Source organism: Lysobacter sp. A289 (assembly GCF_054072675.1).
The window spans coordinates 453,512-475,380 of sequence record NZ_JBSVRN010000001.1 but is presented as its reverse complement, the minus strand read 5'-3'; the positions used below and the strand labels follow the sequence as shown (position 1 = coordinate 475,380).

General features: G+C 65.2%; 18 protein-coding genes and 1 tRNA gene. 17 read left to right on the top strand and 2 right to left on the bottom strand.

What is annotated here, in order from left to right; genetic code table 11:
- Window positions 1–198 precede the first annotated feature (198 nt).
- The 15 genes from ACW5DN_RS02270 to ACW5DN_RS02200 all read left to right on the top strand — a co-directional run bounded on the left by ACW5DN_RS02270 (window position 199) and on the right by ACW5DN_RS02200 (window position 17,909).
- A complete protein-coding gene (locus ACW5DN_RS02270) occupies window positions 199–1,830 on the top strand; it encodes a TldD/PmbA family protein (protein ID WP_456961138.1) in 1,632 nt (543 codons plus the stop codon).
- A gap of 19 nt (window positions 1,831–1,849) precedes the next feature.
- Window positions 1,850–3,484 (top strand): TldD/PmbA family protein, encoded by a 1,635-nt coding sequence (locus tag ACW5DN_RS02265; RefSeq protein WP_456962934.1) that lies wholly within the window; start codon window positions 1,850–1,852, stop codon window positions 3,482–3,484.
- A 35-nt stretch (window positions 3,485–3,519) separates the two neighbouring features.
- The gene (locus tag ACW5DN_RS02260) at window positions 3,520–4,851 is read left to right on the top strand and encodes a TldD/PmbA family protein (RefSeq protein WP_456961137.1); all 1,332 of its coding nucleotides are present in this window, start codon (window positions 3,520–3,522) and stop codon (window positions 4,849–4,851) included.
- 44 nt (window positions 4,852–4,895) lie between these two features.
- On the top strand, window positions 4,896–5,618 hold the full coding sequence (locus ACW5DN_RS02255) for a DUF4159 domain-containing protein (RefSeq protein ID WP_456961136.1): 723 nt from the start codon (window positions 4,896–4,898) through the stop codon (window positions 5,616–5,618).
- 16 nt (window positions 5,619–5,634) lie between these two features.
- Window positions 5,635–6,633, top strand: a complete 999-nt coding sequence (locus ACW5DN_RS02250) for an AAA family ATPase (RefSeq protein ID WP_456961135.1) — start codon at window positions 5,635–5,637, stop codon at window positions 6,631–6,633.
- A 13-nt stretch (window positions 6,634–6,646) separates the two neighbouring features.
- On the top strand, window positions 6,647–7,552 hold the full coding sequence (locus ACW5DN_RS02245) for a DUF58 domain-containing protein (protein WP_456961134.1): 906 nt from the start codon (window positions 6,647–6,649) through the stop codon (window positions 7,550–7,552).
- Window positions 7,549–8,772: a BatA domain-containing protein gene (locus tag ACW5DN_RS02240; RefSeq protein ID WP_456961133.1), complete on the top strand. Its 1,224-nt coding sequence runs from the start codon at window positions 7,549–7,551 to the stop codon at window positions 8,770–8,772. Before ACW5DN_RS02245 ends, ACW5DN_RS02240 begins: the two co-directional genes overlap by 4 nt.
- Complete coding sequence (locus tag ACW5DN_RS02235) at window positions 8,769–10,961, top strand: hypothetical protein (RefSeq protein WP_456961132.1); 2,193 nt, start codon at window positions 8,769–8,771, stop codon at window positions 10,959–10,961. The genes ACW5DN_RS02240 and ACW5DN_RS02235 overlap by 4 nt, the downstream gene beginning before the upstream one ends.
- Window positions 10,958–12,823: a hypothetical protein gene (locus tag ACW5DN_RS02230; RefSeq protein ID WP_456961131.1), complete on the top strand. Its 1,866-nt coding sequence runs from the start codon at window positions 10,958–10,960 to the stop codon at window positions 12,821–12,823. The genes ACW5DN_RS02235 and ACW5DN_RS02230 overlap by 4 nt, the downstream gene beginning before the upstream one ends.
- A gap of 42 nt (window positions 12,824–12,865) precedes the next feature.
- Window positions 12,866–12,942 (top strand) — tRNA-Arg (locus tag ACW5DN_RS02225).
- Window positions 12,943–12,965: 23 nt separating this feature from the next.
- Window positions 12,966–14,498, top strand: a complete 1,533-nt coding sequence (gene amaB, locus ACW5DN_RS02220) for an L-piperidine-6-carboxylate dehydrogenase (RefSeq protein ID WP_456961130.1) — start codon at window positions 12,966–12,968, stop codon at window positions 14,496–14,498.
- A gap of 24 nt (window positions 14,499–14,522) precedes the next feature.
- Complete coding sequence (locus ACW5DN_RS02215) at window positions 14,523–14,858, top strand: DUF4190 domain-containing protein (RefSeq protein ID WP_456961129.1); 336 nt, start codon at window positions 14,523–14,525, stop codon at window positions 14,856–14,858.
- Window positions 14,859–14,860: 2 nt separating this feature from the next.
- Window positions 14,861–15,922: a quinone-dependent dihydroorotate dehydrogenase gene (locus ACW5DN_RS02210; protein ID WP_456961128.1), complete on the top strand. Its 1,062-nt coding sequence runs from the start codon at window positions 14,861–14,863 to the stop codon at window positions 15,920–15,922.
- On the top strand, window positions 15,919–16,992 hold the full coding sequence (murB, locus tag ACW5DN_RS02205; RefSeq protein ID WP_456961127.1) for a UDP-N-acetylmuramate dehydrogenase: 1,074 nt from the start codon (window positions 15,919–15,921) through the stop codon (window positions 16,990–16,992). The genes ACW5DN_RS02210 and murB overlap by 4 nt, the downstream gene beginning before the upstream one ends.
- Complete coding sequence (locus tag ACW5DN_RS02200) at window positions 16,986–17,909, top strand: DMT family transporter (protein ID WP_456961126.1); 924 nt, start codon at window positions 16,986–16,988, stop codon at window positions 17,907–17,909. The genes murB and ACW5DN_RS02200 overlap by 7 nt, the downstream gene beginning before the upstream one ends.
- Here the strand turns inward: ACW5DN_RS02200 and ACW5DN_RS02195 are convergent.
- A complete protein-coding gene (locus ACW5DN_RS02195; RefSeq protein WP_456961125.1) occupies window positions 17,893–18,630 on the bottom strand; it encodes a phosphatase PAP2 family protein in 738 nt (245 codons plus the stop codon). The two genes, ACW5DN_RS02200 and ACW5DN_RS02195, sit on opposite strands and share 17 nt — an antisense overlap.
- The gene (gene ispG / locus ACW5DN_RS02190; protein WP_456961124.1) at window positions 18,596–19,864 is read right to left on the bottom strand and encodes a flavodoxin-dependent (E)-4-hydroxy-3-methylbut-2-enyl-diphosphate synthase; all 1,269 of its coding nucleotides are present in this window, start codon (window positions 19,862–19,864) and stop codon (window positions 18,596–18,598) included. The genes ACW5DN_RS02195 and ispG overlap by 35 nt, the downstream gene beginning before the upstream one ends.
- Window positions 19,865–19,993: 129 nt before the next feature.
- On the opposite strand from ispG, the gene xseA reads away from it, so the two are divergent.
- Entirely contained in the window at window positions 19,994–21,346 is a 1,353-nt protein-coding gene (gene xseA, locus ACW5DN_RS02185) for an exodeoxyribonuclease VII large subunit (RefSeq protein WP_456961123.1), read from the top strand.
- A gap of 4 nt (window positions 21,347–21,350) precedes the next feature.
- Entirely contained in the window at window positions 21,351–21,824 is a 474-nt protein-coding gene (locus ACW5DN_RS02180) for a DUF4442 domain-containing protein (RefSeq protein ID WP_456961122.1), read from the top strand.
- Window positions 21,825–21,869: the final 45 nt, after the last annotated feature.

The window sequence follows — 21,869 nt, the reverse complement described above, 5'->3', positions numbered from 1 at the left end:
AACAATCCGGATAGCCGCCGGATACAAAAAACCTCGCCCAGTGCGGGGTTTTTTGTATCCGGCGCACCACCCATGCCTAACGTCACTTGACGGCATAAAGCATGGCCACCACAGTCGATTGACACGTTTTTTTTCTCCTCGCCCCCGAAGCTTTGGCCCAAGCCGAAGACCATGGGGCGCATATGGGGCGCGTTAACGATGGATAGACGACAGTTCCTTACCCTCGGCAGCCTCGGCGTCGCCGGCCTGGCACTCCCGTCATGGGGGCACGCCATTGCCGCCGAGGCGCTGTTGGACCCGCTCGACGTGGCAGTCAACAAGGCGCTCGCCGACACCGCGCTGCAGGCGGCCACGGATGCTGGCGCGTCCTACTGTGACGTGCGCATTGGCCGCTACCTGCGCCAGTTCCTGAGGACCCGCGAAGACAAGGTCGAGAACATCGTCAACACCGAATCCACAGGCGTTGGCATCCGCGTGATCGCCAATGGCTCCTGGGGCTACGCGGCAACCAATGACCTCACTGCGGCGGGCATCTCCGATGCGGCCAGGCAGGCCACGGACATCGCCCAGGCGAACGCCAAGACCCAGACAGCGCCGGTGCAACTGGCCAAGACCCCGGGTCTGGGCGAAGTGTCCTGGAAGACACCGATCCGCAAGAACGCGATGGCGGTGCCGATCAAGGAGAAGGCCGATCTGTTGTTGGGAGTCAACGCCGATGCCATCCAGGCCGGCGCCGACTTCGTCAACTCGATGCTGTTCCTGGTCAACGAGCAAAAATACTTCGCGTCCACCGATGGCTCCTACATCGACCAGGACGTGCATCGGATCTGGGTACCGATGACCGTCACTGCCATCGACCGGGCCAGCGGCAAATTCCGTACCCGCGATGGGTTGTCCGCACCGATGGGCATGGGTTACGAATACCTCGACGGGAATGCCGACGACCGCTTCGTCCTGCCCAATGGGGTGGTCAGCTACGGCCAGTCCTACAACCTGCGCGATGACGCGATTGCCGCAGCGAAGCAGGCGCGCGAGAAGCTCAACGCGCCCTCGGTCAAGCCAGGGAAATACGATCTGGTGCTGGACCCCTCGCACACCTGGCTGACTATCCATGAGTCGGTCGGCCACCCGCTCGAACTGGACCGTGTACTGGGCTACGAGGCCAATTACGCCGGTACCAGCTTCGTTTCCCTGGACAAGGTCAGGGATCACTTCCAGTACGGCAGTGAGCACGTCAACATCATCGCCGACAAGCTCGAGCCCGGCAGTCTGGGTGCGGTCGGGTACGACGACGAGGGCGTCAAGACCAGGCGTTGGGATCTGATCCGCGATGGCAAGCTGGTCAACCTGCAGGGCACTCGCGACCAGGTACACCTGCTCGGCCAGGATGCTTCGCATGGCTGCAGCTACGCCGACTCGTGGTCGAGCGTGCAATTCCAACGCATGCCCAATGTCTCGCTGGCCCCCGGCAAGGACCCGCTCAGCGTCGCCGAGATGATCAAGGACGTCGAAAACGGCATCTACATCGTCGGTGACGGCTCGTTCTCGATCGACCAGCAACGCTACAACGCGCAGTTCAGCGGCCAGTTGTTCTATGGCATCAAGGACGGCCAGATCACCGGCATGCTCGAGGACGTGGCGTACCAGATACAGACGCCCGAATTCTGGAATTCCTGCGCCGGGGTCTGCGACAAGAGTGACTACCGCCTTGGCGGCACGTTCTTCGATGGCAAGGGCCAGCCATCGCAGTCATCGACCGTCTCTCACGGATCCAGCACGGCGCGCTTCAATGGCGTCAATGTGATCAATACAGCACGCAACCTGGGCTGATGGAGAACCCTGCACGATGATGCACCGTCGCGATTTCCTGAAAGCATCCAGCGCTGGCCTGGGCTTGTTGTTGCTGCCTTCGTTCGGCCATGCCATTGCCGCTGAAGAGCTGACCAACCGGATCGACGCCGCCGTGAACAAGCGTCTCGCCGACGCCGCGCTCAACGCGGCCAGATCCGGCGGCGCAAGCTATTGCGACGTGCGTATCGGGCGCTACTTGCGCCAGTTCATCACTACCCGCGAAGACAAGGTCGAGAACATCGTCAATACCGAGTCGGCCGGCATCGGCGTCCGGGTGTTGTCCAACGGTGCGTGGGGCTTTGCCGCAACCAACGAGTTCGGTACCGACGCGGTGGTCGCAGCCACGCTGCAGGCGCTGGCGGTCGCCAATGCCAACGCGAAGATGATCACCACCCCGGTCCAGCTGGCGCCGGCGCGCGGCGTCGGCGAAGTGTCGTGGGCGACGCCGATCCAACGCAACGCCATGGCAGTACCGGTCAAGGACAAGGTCGAGTTGCTGCTGGGGGCCAACGCTGCAGCACTGTCCGCCGGCGCCAGCTTCGTCGCGTCGCGGATGTTCCAGGTCAACGAGCAGAAATACTTCGCGTCGACGGACGGCTCTTACATCGACCAGGACATCCACCGCATCTGGACGCCGTTCACGGTCACCGCGATCGACCAGGCCAGCGGCAAGTTCCGTACCCGCGACGGGCTGTCCTCGCCGATGGGCATGGGATACGAATTCCTCGACCCTCAGCCGGAGCACCGTTTCGACCTGCCCGGCGGCGTGGTGATGTATTCCGATTCCTACGACATCGTCGCCGACGCCGCCGCGGCGGCGCGCGATGCCCAGGCCAAGCTCAAGGCGCCGTCGGTGAAACCGGGCAAGTACGACCTGGTGCTCGACCCCAGCCACCTGTTCCTCACCATCCATGAGTCGGTCGGCCATCCGCTGGAACTGGACCGCGTGCTCGGCTATGAAGCCAACTACGCCGGCACCAGTTTTGCCACGCTCGACAAGTGGCGCTCCGGCGATTACCACTACGGCAGCGACCAGGTGACGATCGTCGCCGACCGGACCCAGCCGCATTCGCTGGGCGCGATCGGCTACGACGACGAGGGCATCCCGGGCAAGCGCTGGGACCTGATCAAGGACGGCGTCCTGGTGAATTACCAGGCCACGCGTGACCAGGCCCATATCATCGACGAGGCGCACTCGCAGGGCTGCTCCTATGCCGACTCCTGGTCGAGCGTGCAGTTCCAGCGCATGCCCAACGTGTCACTGGCGCCTGGCAAGGCCGAATTGACCCCGGCGCAGATGGTCAAGGACATCGACAACGGCATCTACATCTTCGGTCGCGGCTCGTACTCGATCGACCAGCAGCGCTACAACGCCCAGTTCGGCGGCCAGTTGTTCTACGAAATCAAGGACGGCCAGGTCACCCGCATGATCGAGGACGTGGCGTACCAGATCCGCACGCCGGAGTTCTGGAATTCGTGTTCGGCCATCTGCGACCAGCGCGACTACCGCCTCGGCGGCTCGTTCTTCGACGGCAAGGGCCAACCCTCGCAGGTCTCGGCGGTCTCGCACGGGTCCAGCACCACACGCTTCGACGGCATCAACGTCATCAACACGGCACGCAGCCTCGGCTAAACGAGCCAGGCACGCATCAACCAGGAGTTCCGCAGATGGGTATGCTCACCGAACAGGAGGCCAAGGCGATCCTCGACAAGGTCATCGCACTGTCGACGGCCGACGAATGCACCGCGACCTTGGACGGCTCGATCGATGGAAACGTCCGTTTCGCACTGAACAACATCTCCACCAGCGGCGTGGTCAGCGATACCAGCCTGGCGGTGCAGGTGGCGTTCGGCAAACGCGTGGGCGTGGCGACGATCAACGAATTCGATGACGCCGCATTGAAACGCGTGGTGGAACGCGCCGAGGAATTGGCGAAGCTCGCCCCGGAAAATCCCGAGTTCATGCCCATCATCGGCAAGCAGGACTACAAGCCGAGCCCGACCTTCACCGCCGCGACCGCCGCGATCACCCCGGCGTATCGCGCCAAGGTCGCTGCCGATTCGATCGAGCCGTGCAAGGCCCAGGACCTGGTCGCCGCCGGCTTCCTCAATGATGGCCAGGGCTTCCATGCCCAAGCCAACAGCAAGGGCAATTTCGGCTACCAGAAGACCTCGGCAATGGATTACACGTGCACCGTGCGCACCGCCGACGGCACCGGCTCGGGCTGGGTGGCGCGCAACCTGGCGGATGTCAGCCAGTTCGACGCCAGCAGCGACATCAAGACCGCGATCGCCAAGGCGCGTGGTTCCGCCGATGCCAAGGCGCTGGAGCCGGGCAAGTACACGGTGATCCTGGAACCGGCCGCGGCCGCCGGCCTGGTCTCGTTCATGATGCGATTCTTCGATGCGCGGCGCGCCGACGAGGGCCGCAGCTTCCTGTCGCAAAAGGGAGGCGGCAACAAGCTCGGCGAGCAGGTCTACGACCCGCGCGTCAACATCAGTTCCGATCCATGGCACCCGGAGGTGGCGGTGCTGCCGTGGGACGGCGATGGCCTGCCGCGCGAAAAGGTCTCACTGGTGAAGGATGGCAAGATCGCCAACCTTCAATATTCGCGTTACTGGGCCGACAAGCACGGTAAACGCGCGGTGGGCCAGCCAGGCAACCTGCTGATGGAAGGTGGTGACAAGTCCACCGCCGAGCTGATCAGGAGCACCCAACGCGGCGTGCTGGTCACGCGCACCTGGTACATCCGCATGGTCGACCCGCAGACCGTCCTGTTGACCGGCCTGACCCGCGACGGCACGTTCTACATCGAGGACGGCGTCATCAAGTATCCGGTCAAGAACTTCCGCTTTAATGAGTCGCCAGTGATCATGCTCAACAACATCGACGAACTCGGCCGATCCGTGCGCGTGGGTGACGAGTCGGACTTCGTGATGATGATCCCGGCGATGAAGCTGCGCGATTTCACCTTCAGTTCCCTGTCGGACGCGGTCTGAGCCACCATCGAAAAAAAGTGGTCGCGGCCGGCCGTAGTACCCGCATGAACAGTCCTGTCCACCGCCGCGATTTCCTTCGTTTACTGGCTGGCAGCGCCCTCGGCGTCCTGATCGCTCCATGGTCACGGGTCGCGGTGGCGGCAACTGACAACTACGATTTCTGGTTCACGCGATTGCGTTACGAATCCGGCGACTGGGATGTCGACCAGCGCATGCCGGCCAACATGATCACCTCGTTGATCGACTACACCAGCCTGCGGGTGGACCCGGAAGAGCACGTGCTCGACCTCGCCGATCCGAAGATGCTGATGGCACCGTTTTGCTACCTCGCCGGCCACAAGCTGGTCGAGTTCAACCCGGCCGAGCGGCGCAACTTCGAGCGCTACGTCCGCAACGGCGGCTTTGTTTTCGTCGACGACTGCAACCACGACATCGATGGGCTGTTCGCCAAGTCGTTCGAGGCCCAGATGGCATCGATCTTCGGCAGCAAGGCGCTCAGGAAACTACCCAACAGCCACGCGTTGTACCGCAGCTTTTTCACGTTCAAGGACGGCCCACCGGCGACCTCGTTCGAGCTCAACGGCTGGGGTGATGACCTGATCCACGATTACCTCAAGGGCATCGAAGTGGATGGCCGTTTGGGAGTGCTCTACAGCAACAAGGATTACGGCTGCGAATGGGACTACGACTGGCGCAACAAACGCTTCCTGGCCGAGGACAACACCAAGCTTGCCGTCAACATCGCGATCTATGCACTGACTGCATGAGGCAACCGGAACAACCATGAACGATACGCCGAACGAAACAGACATCCAGGCCGAGCTGGCCCAACTCGAGACCCTGCGTCGCGCCATCGCGCAGGCGATCGTCGGCCAGGATGAGGTGGTGGAGCAGTTGCTGATCGGCCTGCTCGCCGGCGGCCACTGCCTGCTGGAGGGAGTGCCGGGACTGGGCAAGACCTTGTTGGTGCGCTCACTGGGTCAGGCGCTCGACCTGCAATTCCGACGCGTGCAGTTCACTCCAGACCTGATGCCCAGTGACATCATCGGCACCGAGATACTGGAGGAGGATCACGGCACCGGACAACGCCACTTCAAGTTCCAGCGCGGCCCGGTGTTCACCAACCTGCTGCTCGCCGACGAGCTCAACCGCACGCCGCCAAAAACCCAGGCAGCGCTGCTGGAAGCCATGCAGGAACGTACCGTCAGCTACGCGGGCGTCACCCATCCACTGCCGTCACCATTTTTCGTGTTGGCAACGCAGAACCCGCTGGAGCAGGCCGGCACCTACCCGCTGCCGGAAGCGCAGCTTGATCGCTTCTTGTTGCATGTGCGGGTGGAGTATCCGACCCAGGCGGAAGAACGCGAGATCCTGGTCCAGACCACCGGCACCCACCAGGCCGAAGTGCCGCAGGTGATGCACGGTGAAGCGGTATTGGCCTTGCAGGCGCGCGTTCGCGAAGTGCACCTGGGCGACGACCTGCTGGACTGGATTACCCGGCTGGTGCGTGCCAGCCGTCCCGACGACAACGCCCCGCCCGAAATACGTCGATGGGTGAAATGGGGTGCCGGTCCACGTGCCGGGCAATCACTGGTGTTGGCCTCCAAGGCCCGTGCGCTGTTGCACGGACGCCTGGCCGCTACCCGCGAAGATGTCCTCGCACTCGCCGCGCCCGTGCTGCGTCACCGCCTGTTGTTGTCCTTTACCGCCGAAGCCGAGCAGACCCATGGCGACGAGGTCATTGCGGCCCTGCTGACCGCCGTGCCATTCGCGCCGCGCTGAGGCAGGTGACGCCGTGGCGCATTCGCCGACCCCTCTGCCAGACCTGATCCCACCGGATGTCCGTGCGCGGCTGAAGAATATCCAGCTTGCCGCGCGACAGGCTGCCGGCGCACAGGGCTTCGGCCAGCATCGCAGCCACCACCGCGGCGCCGGCCTGGAGTTCGCGCAGTATCGTGCCTATGAGCCCGGCGATGAGTTGCGCCAGATCGACTGGAAGCTCTATGCGCGCTCGGACCGCTTCTTCGTGCGTGAATCCGAGCGCGACAGTCCGCTCGACCTGTGGCTGTTGATCGACACCAGCGCCTCCATGTCACAGGAAGATGCCGCCCGCCCCGGCTGGTCGCGGCTGGCCGCAGCCCAGTCGCTTGCCGCCTGCCTGATCGAACTGGCGGCGAGCCAGGGCGAGCGTTTTGGCCTGGCCATCATTGGCGGCGGCCAACTCCGGGTGCAAGGCATTGGCGCAGGGCCACGCCACCGTGATCGCTGCCTGCTTGAGCTCCAGTCCCTGGCCGCCACTGGCACCTGGCCCGGCGAAGCGCGATTGCGGCCGCTATGGCAACACGTCGGGGCACGTACTTTGGTTGTGTCGCTCAGTGATGCCTTCGACGAAGCGGTCGCGCACCTGCTGGAACGCCTTGCCACGGCGCGGCGCGAGGTGCTGAGCGTGCAGATACTGACCACCGAAGAACGCGACTTTCCGTTTCGCGGCGGCTGCCGCTTTCAAGACCCCGAAAGTGGCGAGGAAATGCTTGGCGACGGCAATGACATCCGCGACGGCTTCATTGCCCGCTTCGCCGCGGCACGTGCCGCCCTTGCTTCGCGCCTCGCCGCCAACGGCATCCGCCATGTCGAATACATGCTCGACGAACCACTCGACCTGCCGCTACGCCGGCTGTTCATGGGCCAGCCCCGCCCATGACGCTGTCGCTGCTGCTACCACTCGGTCTGGCAGCTCTGGCCGCGTGTCTGGTACCGCTGCTGATCCACCTCGCGCGACGCAGCGAGCAACGGCTGGTGATGTTCGCCGCGTTGCGCTGGCTGCAGGCAAAACCGCAACCCCGGCGCAAGTACCGTTTCGAGGAAATCCTGCTGCTGTTGTTGCGCCTCTTGCTGCTGATGGCTCTGGCGTTGCTGCTGGCCGAGCCGGTGGTGTTCGGCCGGCCGGACCGTATACCGTGGGTCGTGGCCGCACCCGGCGTCGACGTCGAAGCGGCTCGTCGGGATATCGGCATGGCCGATGCCCAGTGGCATCGATTGGCGCCAGGGCTTCCGCTGCTGGATGAGCAGGACACGCACAGCACCGACACGCCTGCAACAAACCCGCCCTCCTTGAGCAGCCTGCTACGCGAAGTCGACGCGACGATCCCCGCAGGCACGGCACTGACCGTGCTGGTACCGCCGGTGATTGCAGGTGCCGATGCCGAGCGCCCCGTACTCAGCCGCAATGTCGACTGGCGCATCGCGCCGGGATCCCGTACCGCAACGCCCGTTCGTCCGGTGCCCACCGCGACACCCTCGCTGATGGTGCGCCATTCGCCAGAGCGTACTGCCGCGTTGCGTTATCTGCGTGCCGCGGGCGAGGCGTGGATGGCACTGGATCGGGACACTGACCCGGAAACCGACCTTCCGGCCACCACGCCAGTCTCGCCAGTGACCATCGCGCTCGCGTCCCAGCCAATCGATGTCGACAAGCGATACCTGGTCTGGCTGGTACCCGGCCCACTCCCCGACAGCGTCCGTGAGTGGATCATCGCCGGCGGCAGTGCACTGCTGGACGCCGGCGCCACCACACCTGACCTGGCGGATGCCGCCGTCCTGTGGCGTGGCCCGGGTGGCCCGATCGTGCGCGGTACGAGCCTCGGCCGTGGGCGCATCATGCGCCTGGAGCGCGAACTGGTGCCGGCAGCAATGCCAAGTTTGCTTGAGGCTGACTTTCCGATTCGCCTGCGACGGGTGCTGGTCGGCGAACCAACGCGACCGACGCTGGTGGACGCCACCGTTCACACGCCCCGGAGCGGTCGTGCGGACTATCCTGAAGTACCGCGCCCACTCGCACCGTGGCTGGCGATGCTGGTGGCGCTGGTGTTCCTGATGGAGCGCTGGGTGGCCGGCGGCCCGCGTCGCAAGCCCGTCGCATGAGTACCGTCAACGCCCGCTTGCAGCATGCCCGTGGCATCGCCCGCCGTCGCGCGATGGGGGCGGCGGTGCTCGCCACGTTGCCATGGCTGCTCGCGGCCATCGTCCTTGCCTGGCACGTGGACGCATCGGTCTGGTCGCAGCTGCTGGTCGCCGCGACGCTGATCGCCTCGCTTTGGCATGTCTGGCGCAGCGGACGCGGCTTTGATGATCACTGGTTGGCACGGCTTCTGGACGCACAGCGCGCCGACATGGAGGACAGCGCCGCCTTGCTGCTCCCGCAGGCCGCGCCAACAAGCGCGCTCGGGCGCCTGCAACGCGAACGCCTGCGCCAACGCATACAAGATCAACCGATCCCGGACCTGCGAGCCCCGTGGAAAACACGCCAGTTACTTGGTGGCGCGGTATTGGCCGGCGCCTGCATCACCGCGATCGTGCTCTATCCCGGGCTGCCGCAAGCCACGCCCCACCCTGCCGCGCCTTCGGTAAAGCGCGCGGCCACGCCCCCCACGGCGCGCCTGCTCGACCAGCACATCGGCATTCGCCCGCCGGCCTATACCGGCCTGCCGGTGCGTACCGTCGATACCTTGGCGGCCAAGGTGCCGGAGGGCTCGACGCTGCAATGGACATTGCACTTCGCGCCGGTGCCGGAACAGGTGGAGCTGGTCTTCCACGATGGCCGGCGCCTGGCCCTGGAGCGTGACGGCGATGATTGGAAAGGCACGCTTCGCATCGACAAGCCAACCCTGTATCGTATTGAAACCGATCAGCCAATGCCACCGGCCCATGCAGGTCCGCATCGCCTGGACGTGGTCAACGACAATCCTCCCCAGTTGCACGCACTGGAACCGCAGCAAACGCTCACCCTGGCCACACCGGGGCAACGGACGTGGACGCTGGAGTTCGAGGCCAGCGACGACTACGGACTATCCCCGGACGCGCGACTCCAACTCACCCGGACCGAAGGCGGCGGCGAGAACATAACTGCCCGCCACCACGTCATCACCGTGCACGGACGTGGCGACGCCAGGCACAAGCGCTACCGCCACCAGATCGACCTCACCACACTCGGCCTGGCCGCAGGCAACGATGTCATCGCCAAGCTCAGTGTCAGTGATCGCCGCTCCCCAAAGCCCCACACCACCGAAAGCCCCAGTTACATCTTGCGCTGGCCGGCGGACTCCATCCCCAGTTCCAGCGATCTTGAGGGCGCGGTCAAAAGGGTAATGCCCGCCTACTTTCGCAGCCAGCGCCAGATCATCATCGACGCGGAGGCGTTGCTGGAGCAGGTGCACGGGCTCGCGCCGGACGTCTATCTCGAAAAATCCAACACCATCGGCGTCGACCAGCGTCTTCTGCGACTGCGCTACGGACAGTTCCTGGGCGAGGAGACCAGTGGTGAGCCGCGGCTGATGGTGACCGCCGACGCCCAGGATGAGTACCTGGCAACGCTGGAGGGCGACGACACCGATGCGTCGGCGGCGGCCGGCCACGATGAGCACGGCGATGAACACGGTGACGCGCCCGACGTGTCGCGACCGGCCACGTTCGGCGAAGAACAGGACATGGTCGAGCAGTTCGGCCACACCCACGATCATGCTGAAGCCGCGACCTTGCTCGATCCGACTACGCGCAAGCTGCTCAAGTCCGCGCTGGATGAAATGTGGCAGTCGGAGCTGAACCTGCGACAGGGCCGGCCCGAACTCGCCTTGCCCTACGCCCGCCGCGCGCTCGGCTTCATCAAACAGGTGCAACAGGCCGAACGGATCTACTTGCCGCGCGTCGGCAGTGAACACCCACCAATCGATCACGACCGGCGCCTGAGCGGCAAGCGCACCGGCTTGGCCGATCGCGGCGACCCGCTGGAACAGGCGGCCGGCATCGATACCACCGTCATCAATGCGTGGCGCGCGCTGGCACCGGTTCCGGCAAACCAGGACGCGACCGTGGATCTCGACGCGCTTGGCCAGTGGGTCGAATCAAACACCATCGACCCCGCCGATCCGTTGCAGTTGGTCGCTGCCATCGACGCACTGCGACGCGACCCCGCTTGCGCGGACTGTCGCGAGCAGCTTCGGCGCTTGTTGTGGCCGTTGTTGTCGCGGTCGCCCGCTGCCACCGGCGAGCGCCCCTCGCCAGGACGCAAGGGCGACGCTTATCTGGATGCGCTTGGGCGCGCGGGTGAGCAATGAACATCTCGTCACTCGACTTCACTGCTGTCATTGCCTGCGTTCTCGCGCTTGCCGTCGTGCTCGCCAGCGCACGCAGCCTGTGGCACCGGCACCGCCAGCCGCCGTCTGCACGCCCCCTCGTCTGGCGCACTGTGGTGTTGCTGTTGGCGCAAGTTGCCAGCGCCTGGCTGCTCTACCAGGTACTGTGCCCGCCTCCCATCGCACGCACCACCGACATGCTGGTCGTGCTGACCGCAGGTGCGAGCAAGGTGACCGGGCAGGCGCCTGCCGGTGCACGCGTGATCGCGTTACCCGAATCACACGCCGACACCGACACCCGATCCGATGCCGAACGCTTCGGCGATCTCGCCAGCGCATTGCGTCATTACCCTGCCACCAAGCGACTCCGTGTGGTCGGTGCCGGCCTGGTCGCACGCGACCGCGATGCAGTGCGCGGATATACGGTCGAATTCCACCCAGCACCACTCCCCGAAGGCCTGCTCGAACTGCACTCCCCGACGCAGGTACCCGCCGGCCGTCAGTTCGCCATTACCGGGCGTGCGCTGGCGCGCGATGGCGGATCGGCGGAACTGCGTGACCCCGCAGGCGGCCTTATGTCGCGCGGCACCATCGGTGACGACGGTCGCTTCGAACTGCACGCCCGCACCCGCAGCGCCGGGGTGACGTCCTATCGGCTGCAAATACGCGACGCCGATTCGCAGGTGGTCGATGACGTTATCGTCCCTGTGCAGACAACCCCCGCCCACCCGCTGCGGGTGTTGATGATGGCGGGCGCACCGAATCCGGAGTTGAAGTTCCTGCGCCGTTGGTCGCTCGACGCCGGGGCCGAACTCGACACCAGCATCAGTCTGGGCGCGGGCTTGCAGATTGGCACCACCGCCGTCGATTTGCGCGCCGCCACGCTGGACCAGCTCGATCTGCTGGTGCTCGACCATCGCCGCTGGCGTGGACTGGGCAGCCGCGACCGCAGCGCGATTGCCGCCGCGATGGAACGCGGACTCGGTGTGTTGCTCCGCCTGGACGGGCCGGTCAACGGCGCGGATCGCAACCATCTGGAGACGCTCGGCTTCTCGGCATCAAGCACGGCTACGCCACGTGAGATCCGACTGCGCAGCAACCTCACCGAAATTGGCACAGACACTGCCACCGTAACCACCGCCGGCAACGACACCGCCGCATCGCCAACCTTGCATACCAGGTCGCCACAAATATCCGCCGCCGATGGGGTCGCGCTTCTGGCCGACGCGTCTGGCGCGCCCGTGTCCATCTGGCGCGCGCATGGGCGCGGCCGCATCGGCGTATCCATACTCAATGACAGTTATCGACTGGTGCTGGCCGGGCGCGACGATGTCCACGGGGATCTGTGGAGCGATGCGTTCACCACCCTGGCTCGTCCGGCCCCGGTCGGCGCCCCGCCGACGGTGGACGCCGCCGCTCCGGGCCAACGCAGCGTGATCTGTGGCATCGGCGAGCAGGCCAGCGTTCTGGCGCCGGGCGGGCATTCCGTCCCGTTGACGCCTGATCCGGCCAGCGACAGCGGCCATTGCGCCGGATTCTGGGCGGAGACCGGTGGCTGGCACCAGCTACGTGACGCGGACCGTACGTTGCCGTTCCACGTTCGCGAGCCGTCCGATACACCCGGTCTGGCCGCCTTCACATTGCACGAAGCCACCCGCGCCTTGGCCACGCCTGCCATCGTCAACACCGATACCTCAACGTCGCCCCATGAATCGGCGCCCCGATCGGCCCGGCCCGGCCCGCGCCTGCCGTGGTTTTTCGCGTGGTTGCTGCTGGTAGCGGCGTCCTGGTGGCTGGAGCGTGCCCGTTGGGGCCAGCCCAGACCCCGCCGGGGATCCACCTGAGTTCCGGCCCGCCGTCCATTCGTGCGAAAATTACCGTTTTACGGCCCCGTAGCTCAGCTGGATAGAGCGGTCCCCTCCTAAGGGACAGGTCACACGTTCGAATCGTGTCGGGGTCACCAGGTTTTTTCCAAGGAGTTTTTTCATGACCCACCCCGTCCTCACCGCACTCGGCCTGACCGATAACGAATCAGGCACCTATCTCGGCAATGGCGAATGGGCCACGTCCAGCGATGCCGGCATCCTGGAGCCGATCAATCCGACCAATGGCGAGTCGCTCGCGCGGGTCAATGCCACCTCGCAGGCTGACTACGACAAGCTGGTCGAGCGCGCCCAGGCGGCGTTCCAGGTCTGGCGCACCACCCCGGCGCCGCGACGTGGCGAGGCCGTGCGCCTGTGCGCCGACGCGCTGCGCGAGCACAAGGATCAACTGGGTTCGCTGGTCGCGCTGGAAATGGGCAAGTCCAAGCCCGAAGGCGATGGTGAAGTCCAGGAAATGATCGACATCGGCGAGTTCGCTGTCGGCCTGTCGCGCCAACTGTATGGCCTGACCATGCCGTCCGAGCGTCCCGGCCACCGGATGTACGAGCAGTGGCATCCGCTGGGTGTCGTCGGAGTGATCTCGGCGTTCAACTTCCCGGTCGCGGTGTGGGCCTGGAACGCGCTGGTCTCGGCGGTCTGCGGCAACATCACCATCTGGAAGCCGTCGCCCAAGACCCCGCTGTCAGCGATCGCCTCGATCAAGATCTGCAACGAGGCGCTGAAGAAGGGCGGCTTCCCGGACATCTTCTTCCTGTTCAACGACGACGATAACAAGCTGGCCCAGACCTTTGTCGACGACAAGCGCATCAACCTGATCAGCTTCACCGGTTCGACCAAGGTCGGCCGCCATGTCGGTGAACGCGTTGCCAAGCGCATGGGCCGCTCGCTGTTGGAGCTGGGCGGCAACAACGCGATGATCGTGGACGCCAGTGCGGACATGAAGCTGGCGATTCCGGCGATTGTGTTCGGCGCAGTCGGCACCGCCGGTCAGCGCTGCACCAGTACCCGCCGTGTGTTCATCCACGAGTCGATCTATGACGACGTATTGGCCAAGCTGGTGACCGCGTACAAGCAGGTTGAAAGCAAAACCGGCGATCCGATGGACACGGCCAACCTGATGGGTCCGCTGAACAGCGCCGAAGGCGTGAAGGGCTACCTGGCAGCGATCGAGAAGGCCAAGGCGGCCGGCGGCAAGGTTGAAACCGGCGGCGCGGCCATCGACCGCAAGGGCAACTTCGTCCTGCCGACCCTGATCACCGGCCTGGCCAACAGCTCCGAGGTCGTCCAGACCGAGACCTTCGCACCGATCCTGTACGTGATGAAATTCAGCACCTTGGACGAAGCCATCGAGATGCAGAACGACGTACCGCAAGGCCTGTCCTCGGCGATCTTCACCGAGAGCCTGAAGGCGGCCGAGCAGTTCCTGACGGCGCGCGGATCCGATTGCGGTATCGCCAACGTCAACATCGGCACCTCGGGTGCGGAAATCGGCGGCGCGTTCGGTGGCGAGAAGGAAACCGGCGGCGGTCGCGAGTCGGGTTCCGACGCGTGGCGCGCCTATATGCGTCGCCAGACCAATACCATCAACTACTCCGACGAACTGCCGCTGGCGCAGGGCATCAAGTTCGACCTGTAAGACAAACCCACCGAGACCAGCACGATGAACAGTCCGGACCATCCTTCGTCGCTGCCCCCGCCCGCACCCGTTGCGGGCGGTAGGCGAACCAGTGTCCTGGCCGTCATCAGCCTGGTCGCGGGCCTGCTCGGCTGGACGGTATTGCCGTTCGTCGGCAGCATCGTGGCGATCGTTACCGGCCATCTGGCCCGCAGCGAGATCCGCAATGATCCCGGGATGATGGAGGGCGATGGATTGGCTTTGGCCGGGCTGGTGCTGGGTTATGCGATGGTCGTGGTCGCGGTCTTGTCAGTGATCGCCATGTTGCTATTTTTTGGCGGGCTCGCCGCGTTCTTCGCCATCGCCTCCAACTGGGGGTGAGCATGTACGGGTTGGCACGCCCGCTGTTGTTCAACATGGACGCCGAACGCGCCCATGACCTGAGCTTGCGGGCGCTTGACCTGGCCCATCGCAGCGGCGCAACCGGGATGCTGGCACGCTCACCGGAACCGTTGCCGACTCGTGCCTTCGGGCTGGAGTTCCCCAACCCGGTCGGCCTGGCCGCCGGGCTGGACAAGAACGGCGAGCATATCGATGCGCTGCTGGCGCTGGGTTTCGGTTTCGTCGAGATTGGTACCGTGACCCCGCGGCCGCAGGTCGGCAATCCAAAGCCACGCATGTTCCGCCTGCCCGGTCAGGAGGCGGTGATCAACCGGCTGGGGTTCAACAATGCCGGCGTGGACGCGCTGGTGCGCAATGTCGAACGGGCGCAACGCACGGGCAAGGGCTTGCTGGGCATCAATATCGGCAAGAACAAGGAAACGCCCAACGAGATTGCCGAAGGCGACTACATGTATTGCCTGTCGCGGGTCTACGAACTGGCCGACTACGTAACGGTGAACATCTCCTCGCCCAACACCGCCGGCCTGCGCGAGCTTCAGGAAGAGCAGATGTTGCGCCGGCTGGTGAGCATCCTGCGCGACGAGCAGGAGCGCCTCGGCGCCAAACACGGCCGACGCATCCCGATGCTGGTCAAGATCGCGCCGGACTTGTCGGATCACGATATCGAGGCCTGCGCGCGGGTGCTGGCCGAACTGGAAGTCGATGGCGTGATCGCGACCAACACCACCGTGTCGCGGATTGCGATCGAAGGCAGCCGCCATGCCGAACAACAAGGAGGCCTGTCGGGTCGTCCGTTGATGGGGCCGTCGACCACGGTATTGCGGATGATGCGCACCCGGCTGCCCGAATCGATCCCCTTGATCGGCGTCGGCGGCATCCTGTCGGGCGCCGATGCGGTGACCAAGATGGCCGCCGGGGCGAGTCTGGTGCAATGTTATTCGGGCCTGGTCTACCGCGGTCCGGCGCTGGTGCGCGACTGCGTGGAGGCGATCCGTCGGCGCAAGTTCGCGCCCAGCAGTGGGCCGATGCCGCCGGTCGCATGAAGCAATCCATCCGTATCCTTCGCCAGGTACCGCTGCAACCGCGTAATACCCTGGGCGTGACCGCCTGTGCGAGCTTGCTGGCGGAAGTCGGTGATGCGTCAGCGCTGCCGGGATTGTTCGAGAACGACGAGTTTGCCGGCCGCTCACCGCTGGTGCTGGGTGGCGGCAGCAACCTGCTGTTCGTGGAAGATCCGCAGCCACCACTGCTGGTGTTGACCGGTCGCGAGATCCGGGTGGTCGACGACGCAGCTGGCGAGGTGATCTTGCGTGCCGACGCCGGGGTGCCGTGGCATGGATTCGTGCTGGACACGCTCGCTCGCGGCTATTGCGGGTTGGAGAACCTCGCGTTGATCCCGGGCAGCGTGGGCGCGGCGCCGATCCAGAATATCGGCGCCTACGGGGTCGAGGTGTGCGAGTTGATCAACGCGGTCGAGGCGTTCGAGCCGGCGACCGGGTCATGGCATCGCCTGGATCGCGACGCCTGTGCGTTCGCCTACCGCGACAGCGTGTTCAAGCGGCAGCCAGACCGTTTCATCGTCACCGCAGTGGAGTTCGCGCTATCGCGTACGTCGACACCGCGCACGTCGACAGCACGACTGGACTACGCCGGAATCAGGGAAGAGCTCGCCGCAATGCACGTTGATGTGCGCGACCCGAGCCCGCGCCAGGTCGCCGATGCCGTGATCGCGATTCGCCGTCGCAAGCTGCCCGACCCGGCGGTCATCGGCAATGCGGGCAGCTTTTTCAAGAATCCCATCGTGCCGACGTCGCAGGCGCAATCGCTGCTGGCGGAGCACGACGCACTGCCGGTGTTTCCGGTCCGCGACAACGACCCCGACAATGACTGCCGCAAGCTATCGGCCGCGTGGTTGATCGATGCCTGTGGCTGGCGGGGGTATCGCGACGGTGACGCGGGTATTTCCGCATCGCATGCATTGGTCTTGGTCAACCATGGCCATGCCAGTGGTCGTCAGTTGTTCGAGCTGGCGCGGCGAATTGCCGATTCGGTGCACGCTCGCTTTGGCGTGGCGCTGGAGCCGGAGCCCCGCGTGATCGGAGCACGATGGTGAGCACTCCCAAGGCGCCCATGCCGGTACATACGCGTGCAGCGCTGTTGATGCTTGGCAGCACCGGCTTCTTCGCGCTGATGGTGATCACCATCCGCCTGGCCTCTGAATCACTGCATACCTTCGAGGTCGCATTCTTCCGCAGCTTCTTCGGCATGCTGGCAGCACTGCCACTGGTGCTCAAACATGGGCCCGGGCTATTGCGGACGCAACAACTACCCCGCTACCTGGTGCGTTGCGTGCTGGGCACGCTGTCGATGTTTTGCGGCTTCTGGGCGATCGGCAACCTGCCACTGGCCGAGGCGGTATCGCTGTCCTATTCCACCCCGTTGTTCGTGACTATCGCGGCGGTGTTGTGGCTGGGCGAGCAGGTGCGGGTACGCCGCTGGAGCGCGGTCGTGCTGGGTTTCATCGGCGTGCTGGTCATCGTGCGCCCCGGCACGGCGGAGTTCAGTGCCGGAACCCTGGTGGCGGTCTCGGCGGCGGTCATCAGCGCCATCGTCGCGATCCAGATCAAGCAGTTGTCGCATACCGAACCGGCGGATCGGATCGTGGTGCTGACCACCATTTTCTGGGTGCCGATGTCACTGGTACCGGCACTGTGGGTGTGGGAATGGCCGCAGGGCATCACCTGGTTGTGGGTGATCGCCGCCGGCATCCTGGGTACTGCGGGACACATGTTGTGGACCCGTGCACTCAAGCTTGGCGATGTCTCCGCGCTGACGCCGATCAGCTTCGTGCAGTTGCCGATCGTGGTGGTGTTCGGCTTCTTCCTGTTCGGTGAGAGCCTGGATCGCTGGACCGTGATTGGCGCGACGATCATCCTGGTTGCAAACGGCTACATCGCCCATCGCGAGGCAAGTCTCGCGCGTCGCGCGGCGACCTCGGCACCGAGTACTGCGGTCAAACCGGGCCAGTAAACGGCCTGTGTTGCAGGCGGAATACCGCCAGGTACGCGACCACCGCCCAGATGCTGGCCGCGGCCCAACCGGCAAGGATGTCGGAGGGATAATGCACGCCAAGATAGATTCGCGAGAAGCCGACCAGCAGCACGAACGGCACCGCGCATGCCACCATCGGCCAGCGCCAGCGGGTGTGCCACGACAACAACACCAACACCCAGGCCAGGGTGGCCGACCCCATCGCGTGGCCGCTGGGGAAACTGTAGGTGAGCTCGGGCGTGATCGACTCCCACAGTGACGGTCGATCGCGCGCGAACATGAGCTTGGTGCCGACGTTGAGCAGACCGGATCCCGCCAGTGCGATCGCGGCAAAGGTCGCCGCCCGCAACCGCCTCAACAGCAGTAGCGCCACCACCAGCATGATGTCGAACGGCACCACCCCATGCAGGTAGCCGATATCGGTAATGGCAACGAAGAAACGATCCAGGTCCGGTGTCGCCAGCGCGTGGGCGAAACGCAGGATCGGCTCGTCGAAGCCGATCACCTCGCGCTCGTGGATGTCCCCGGCCAGCTCGGCAAAACCCCACAGCGGCAACAGCAAGCCGATAAACACCAGCAGCAACCGCCAACCGTATCGCCGCGACAGGTCGGTAACGAGGTGCCGCTCCGCGCGGAGCGTCTCGCCGACCGCGGGAAGCTTGCGCTCAGTCGGCCCTGGTGCCGCCATAGTGTCGCTCAACGTAGGTGTCGATCAGCCCGACGAACTCATCGGCGATATTTTCACCACGCAGGGTCACGGTCTTCTGGCCGTCCTCGAACACCGGCGCCGCTGGCGCCTCGCCGGTACCCGGCAGCGAAATGCCGATGTTGGCGTGGCGTGATTCCCCCGGCCCGTTGACGATGCAGCCCATCACCGCGAGGGTGAGATTCTCGGCTCCTGGATGGGTGACTTTCCACTGCGGCATCTTCGCGCGTACATGTTCCTGCACGGTCTTGGCCAGCACCTGGAAAAACTCGCTGGTGGTGCGACCGCAGCCGGGGCATGCGGTGACCATCGGGGTGAATGCGCGCAGGCCCATGGTCTGCAACAGCTCCTGGGCGACGATGACCTCGTTGGTCCGCGACTGGCCGGGGTCGGGCGTCAGCGAAATACGGATCGTGTCGCCGATGCCCTCCTGCAGCAACACTGCCAGCGCTGCGCTCGAAGCGACGATGCCCTTGCTGCCAATACCGGCTTCGGTCAGTCCCAGGTGCAATGCGTAGTCCCCGCGGGTGGCCAGTTCGCGGTACACCGCGATCAGCTCCTGCACGCCGCTGACCTTGGCGCTGAGTACGATGCGATCGGCAGCCAAGCCGATATCGACGGCCCGCGCGGCCGAGTCCAGTGCCGAGCGGATCAGCGCCTCGCGCAGCACCCGTCCAGCGTCCCAGGGCTTGGCGCGCAGCGCGTTCTCGTCCATCAAGTCGCGGGCCAACGACTGATCCAGCGAGCCCCAGTTGGCGCCGATCCGGACCGGCTTGTGGTACCTGATCGCCAGCTCGATCAACGTCGCGAACTGGCTGTCGCGCTTCTTGCCAAAACCGACGTTGCCCGGGTTGATGCGGTATTTCGCCAACGCCTCGGCGCACGCCGGCTCTGCGGTCAGCAATTGGTGACCGTTGTAATGGAAATCGCCAATCAACGGGACCGGGGCACCGATCATCGCCAGCTTGTCGCGGATCCGCGGCACGGCGGCGGCGGATTCCGCGTTGTTGACGGTGATGCGCACCAGTTCCGAGCCCGCGCGCCACAACTCGGCGACCTGCTTGACGGTAGCGGCGATGTCGGCGGTATCGGTATTGGTCATCGACTGCACCACCACCGGTGCACCGCCGCCAACGGATAGCCCGCCGATCCTGACGGCACGCGTCTGCAGGCGCGGTCGCGGCCCAAAGGCAGCGTGGGAGCAAGGCAAGGCGACATCCTGGTTCATGCGCTCATTGTACCGCCGTAGGCAGGCGCTAGATGGCAACCGCCGACGGCGGCAATGCCGTTTGCCCGTGATTCGCGTGACCCCTCCCGACCGCTGGGTTACCTTGTCCAGCCACCCTGCCCTGTTGCCATGACCCTCGACGATCCCAACCACGTCCTGACCCCGAGCCAGCTCAACACCCTGGCGCGCGACCTGTTGGAAGGGGCATTCCCGCTGGTGTGGATCGAGGCAGAGCTGGGCAACGTGGCGCGTCCGTCTTCCGGACACCTGTACTTGACCCTCAAGGACGCGCGGGCGCAGGTGCGTTGCGCGATGTTCAAGCCCAAGAGCACCTGGCTGAAGTTCATCCCGCGCGAAGGCATGCGCGTGCTCGCGCGGGGCCGGCTGACCTTGTACGAGGCCCGCGGCGAGTACCAGATGGTGCTCGACCACATGGAGGAAGCCGGTGAAGGCGCGTTGCGCCGGGCATTCGACGAGTTGAAGGCGCGGCTGCAGGCCGAGGGCCTGTTTGACGACGCGCGCAAACGGCCATTGCCGGCGTTTGCATCGCGTATCGGCGTGATCACCTCGCCCAGCGGCGCGGCGGTGCGCGATGTCCTGAGCGTACTGGCACGCCGTTTCCCCCTGGTCCAGGCCGAGGTCTTGCCGGTACCGGTACAAGGTGCGACCGCCGCGGCGCAGATCACCCGGATGCTGCAGCGCGCCGCCGCCTCCGGCCGTTACGACGTGCTGGTGCTGGCCCGCGGCGGTGGCTCGATGGAAGACCTGTGGGCATTCAATGACGAGCAACTGGCGCGCGCGATCGCCGCCTGCGAGGTGCCGGTGGTGTCCGCGGTTGGCCACGAGACCGACTTCAGCCTGGCCGACTTTGCCGCCGACGTGCGGGCACCCACGCCATCGGTCGCGGCGGAATTGCTGGTTCCCAACCGGGATGACCTCAATCGCCGCCTGCGCGCGCTGGATGCACGCCATGCCAACCTGCAGGCACAGCGCCTACGCGAAGCCATGCAACGGGTGGATCGCGCCGGGCTGCGGCTGAACGCACAGCGCCCGCAAGCGCGGCTGGACGGGTTGCGTCGACGCCAGCTCGATGCGCTGCGCCGGCTCAGCGTCGCATGGCAGCAGCGGCTCGAGCGCGATCAGTCCCGCCTGCGCCATGCCGACGCGGTACTGCGGATATCCCATCCGCGGCGGCGTGTCGATCGTTTGCGCGAGCGGCTGGCGGCGGTGTCGCAACGCCCACAAACAGCCATTGCCCGACGGTTGAGCCACGATGCCCTGGCACTGCGTGGACTCGCGCGATCACTGGAGGCGATCAGCCCTCTGGCCACCGTCCGCCGCGGCTACGCCATCGTCGAGCATCCTGACGGCCGCCTGGTTCGCAGCGTGTTCGATGCCGGTCCCGACGACCGTCTGGAAATCCGGCTCTCGGACGGCCGGCTGCAGGTTCGTGTCGAAAAACCGGCGGCGTCCGGCACTTGAATAAATGAACCCCAACCTGCTCCGCCACGGACTCAACCTGTGGCCGCCATTCCTGTTCAGCGGCATCCACGTCACTGCCATTGGTGCCCATTACCACCATGCCCATGTCGAGCTGCGCATGCGTCCGTGGAACCGCAATTACGTCGGCACCCATTTCGGCGGCAGCCTGTTCGCGATGACCGATCCGTTCTGGATGCTGTTGGTGATGCAATCGCTCGGGCGCGACTACATCGTCTGGGACAAGGCCGGCACGATCGAATTCATGAAGCCGGGCCGCGGCACCGTGCATGCGCGCTTCGACCTGGAGGCGGCGGCCCTGGACGAGTTGCGGGAAGCGACCGCCGATGGCGACAAGGCCTTGCGCTGGTTCGAGACCGGAATCACTGACGCCCAAGGCGACATCGTCGCCCTGGTACGCAAGCAACTGTACGTGCGCCGGAAACGCAGGACCCTTGGGGATATCGAACCGGACCCATGAGCGTTATGCTCGTCGCTCGCGAGACAGGGGGGCCGCGCGATGCCA

Excerpts from the sequence above, each read along its gene's own strand:
- ACW5DN_RS02260 (WP_456961137.1), top strand. The coding sequence starts at position 3,520 with ATGGGTATGCTCACCGAACAGGAGGCCAAGGCGATCCTCGACAAGGTC.
- ACW5DN_RS02200 (WP_456961126.1), top strand. The coding sequence starts at position 16,986 with ATGGTGAGCACTCCCAAGGCGCCCATGCCGGTACATACGCGTGCAGCG.
- ACW5DN_RS02230 (WP_456961131.1), top strand. The coding sequence starts at position 10,958 with ATGAACATCTCGTCACTCGACTTCACTGCTGTCATTGCCTGCGTTCTC.
- ACW5DN_RS02250 (WP_456961135.1), top strand. The coding sequence starts at position 5,635 with ATGAACGATACGCCGAACGAAACAGACATCCAGGCCGAGCTGGCCCAA.
- ACW5DN_RS02210 (WP_456961128.1), top strand. The coding sequence starts at position 14,861 with ATGTACGGGTTGGCACGCCCGCTGTTGTTCAACATGGACGCCGAACGC.
- ACW5DN_RS02265 (WP_456962934.1), top strand. The coding sequence starts at position 1,850 with ATGCACCGTCGCGATTTCCTGAAAGCATCCAGCGCTGGCCTGGGCTTG.
- ACW5DN_RS02240 (WP_456961133.1), top strand. The coding sequence starts at position 7,549 with ATGACGCTGTCGCTGCTGCTACCACTCGGTCTGGCAGCTCTGGCCGCG.
- ACW5DN_RS02180 (WP_456961122.1), top strand. The coding sequence starts at position 21,351 with ATGAACCCCAACCTGCTCCGCCACGGACTCAACCTGTGGCCGCCATTC.
- ispG (WP_456961124.1), bottom strand. The coding sequence starts at position 19,864 with ATGAACCAGGATGTCGCCTTGCCTTGCTCCCACGCTGCCTTTGGGCCG.
- ACW5DN_RS02235 (WP_456961132.1), top strand. The coding sequence starts at position 8,769 with ATGAGTACCGTCAACGCCCGCTTGCAGCATGCCCGTGGCATCGCCCGC.
- ACW5DN_RS02270 (WP_456961138.1), top strand. The coding sequence starts at position 199 with ATGGATAGACGACAGTTCCTTACCCTCGGCAGCCTCGGCGTCGCCGGC.
- amaB (WP_456961130.1), top strand. The coding sequence starts at position 12,966 with ATGACCCACCCCGTCCTCACCGCACTCGGCCTGACCGATAACGAATCA.
- ACW5DN_RS02215 (WP_456961129.1), top strand. The coding sequence starts at position 14,523 with ATGAACAGTCCGGACCATCCTTCGTCGCTGCCCCCGCCCGCACCCGTT.
- ACW5DN_RS02255 (WP_456961136.1), top strand. The coding sequence starts at position 4,896 with ATGAACAGTCCTGTCCACCGCCGCGATTTCCTTCGTTTACTGGCTGGC.
- xseA (WP_456961123.1), top strand. The coding sequence starts at position 19,994 with ATGACCCTCGACGATCCCAACCACGTCCTGACCCCGAGCCAGCTCAAC.
- murB (WP_456961127.1), top strand. The coding sequence starts at position 15,919 with ATGAAGCAATCCATCCGTATCCTTCGCCAGGTACCGCTGCAACCGCGT.